This window comes from Protofrankia symbiont of Coriaria myrtifolia (assembly GCF_900634755.1).
In the GTDB taxonomy this organism is placed as follows: domain Bacteria; phylum Actinomycetota; class Actinomycetes; order Frankiales; family Frankiaceae; genus Protofrankia; species Protofrankia coriariae.
In genome coordinates, this window is sequence record NZ_CAAAFS010000335.1 from 1113 (window position 1) to 3188 (window position 2076).

The 2076-nt window shown below is 72.4% G+C and carries 1 protein-coding gene; it reads left to right on the plus strand.

The features are described from left to right. Positions 1 to 269: 269 nt before the first annotated feature. A partial coding sequence (locus tag CM1CMNOD_RS19675) for a bifunctional 3-(3-hydroxy-phenyl)propionate/3-hydroxycinnamic acid hydroxylase (protein WP_165001773.1) occupies positions 270 to 2076 on the plus strand: 1807 nt, incomplete at its 3' end.

Genomic DNA, 2076 nt, shown 5'->3' on the forward strand with positions numbered 1-2076 from the left:
CAGAACGCCGACAACCGCACAGGCCACCCGCGGCTGCCGGTGGCCTGTGTAGGCCAGGCTGCCGGCAGCCGCCACTGCGCCACTGCCCGGACCCGCCGACACCCGATGATCCGCGCGGGGTGCGAGGACGTCCGCCGCACTGCACGCGAGACGAGACGCGGCGCCGGGCACAGCCACGGCAATGCCACCCGCCCGGTCCCGGTTATCCGCGCCGGGCCGGCCGTGGCCCGTGCACCTCCCCGCCCCGCAACGCCCGAAGGATGCCTGGCATGCCGTCGCTCACCCCCCGAGAAATTCCCGTCGTCATCGTCGGTGCCGGGCCCAGCGGCACGACAGCGGCCAATCTTCTCGGCCGGCAGGGCATCGCCTGTCTCGTCGTCGAGCGCCACCACGACATCTACCCGCTGCCCCGGGCCGTACATCTTGACGACGAAACGTTGCGGATCATGCAGTCCGCCGGTCTCGCCGACGAGGTACGGGCCATCACCAGACCTGCGCTGGGCCTGCAGCTGCTGAACGCCGACCACCAGCCGCTCGCCCGCTTCCAGCGGGATCCCGTCGACAGTGGGCAGGGCCATCCCGGGGCCAACATGTTCGACCAGGCCATGCTGGAGGCGGTGCTCCGCCGGGGGCTCGCCCGCTTCCCGCACGTCGACCTGCGATGCGGTGCCGAAGCCGTCGCCGTCGAGACCGGGCACACCCACGGCCCAGCCCCGCTGCGCGTCACGATCCGTGACCATGTCTCCGGTCGTCTCGAGCAGGTCTGGACCCACGCCGTCCTCGGCTGCGACGGCGCGAACGGCAGCAGCCGCGCAACCGTCGGCACCACCATGGAAGATCTGCGTTTCACCCAGTCCTGGCTGGTCGTCGACGTGCACAGCGAGCAGCCTCTGGCGAACTGGGACGGCATCCACCAGGTCTGCGACCGACGCCGTGCCGCCACGTACATGCGGATCGGCCCGCGGCGCTACCGCTGGGAGTTCCAGATCCGGGCCGGTGAATCCGCTCACGAACTGTCACGAATCGAGGTCGTCCGCCAGCTCGTCGCGCCCTGGCTCGGCGGCGTCGACCCACGACAGCTCACCGTCGTACGCCAGACCGCCTACACCTTCCACGCGCTCGTCGCCCGGCGCTGGCGGCGCGGCCGGGTGTTCCTCCTCGGTGACGCCGCGCACCAGACACCGCCGTTCCTCGGCCAGGGGCTGTGCGCCGGCGTCCGCGACGCGGCGAACCTCACCTGGAAACTCGGCCTCGTCCTGGCTGGCCATGCCGACGAGCGGCTTCTGGACAGTTACCAGAGCGAGCGTCGGCCGCACGCCCGCCAACTGGTCCGTATGGCGGTCATGCTCGGCCGGACGATGACCAGTGGCACAACCGCCGTGGGCACGGCGCGCCAAGCCCTGTTCGTCCAGGCCGCCGGCCTGGACGCCTTCCAACGGCTGATGGAACGCTCGGCGAGCCCGCCGCTGCGCCCCGGCCCGCTCGTCAGACCGGCGTCGCGGCTGTTGCCGGGCCGCCGGCAGCCCGCCGGGCGGCTGTGCCCGCAGCCGCTGGTCCGCACCGCCGCCGGTGCCGGCACCGGCACCGCCGCCGCACCCGTCGAGATCCCACTGGACGACCTGCTGGGAGACGGCTTCGCCGTCCTCGCCCACTGCACCGACTGGATCTTCGCCTTCAACTGGGCCTCCGTCGTCGGCGAGGACACCCGGGCCTTCTTCGCCCGGTTGCGCACCCGCTACGTCGGCATCGTCCCGGCACCCGCCCCCCTCCCGGCGACCTCGGACGACGTCAGGCTCATCCATGACCCGAGTGGGGCGCTCGACCGCTGGCTGACCCGTCACCGTGCCCACGCCGTGCTGCTACGGCCGGACCGCACCGTGTTCGCCACCGCCCGCACCCTCGACCTGATCCGGTGGCGCCACGAACTCGCGTCCGCGGGGATGCGGGACATTCCCCCGCCTGCGCGCCTGGCAGGTCTGGAGCGGCAGCCACAGCAGTCCGCTGTCAGTAGCGCCGGCCGGCGAGGTCACCATGCCCGTACTCCGGTTGAGCCGGGTCCGATGGATCTTCGTGGAG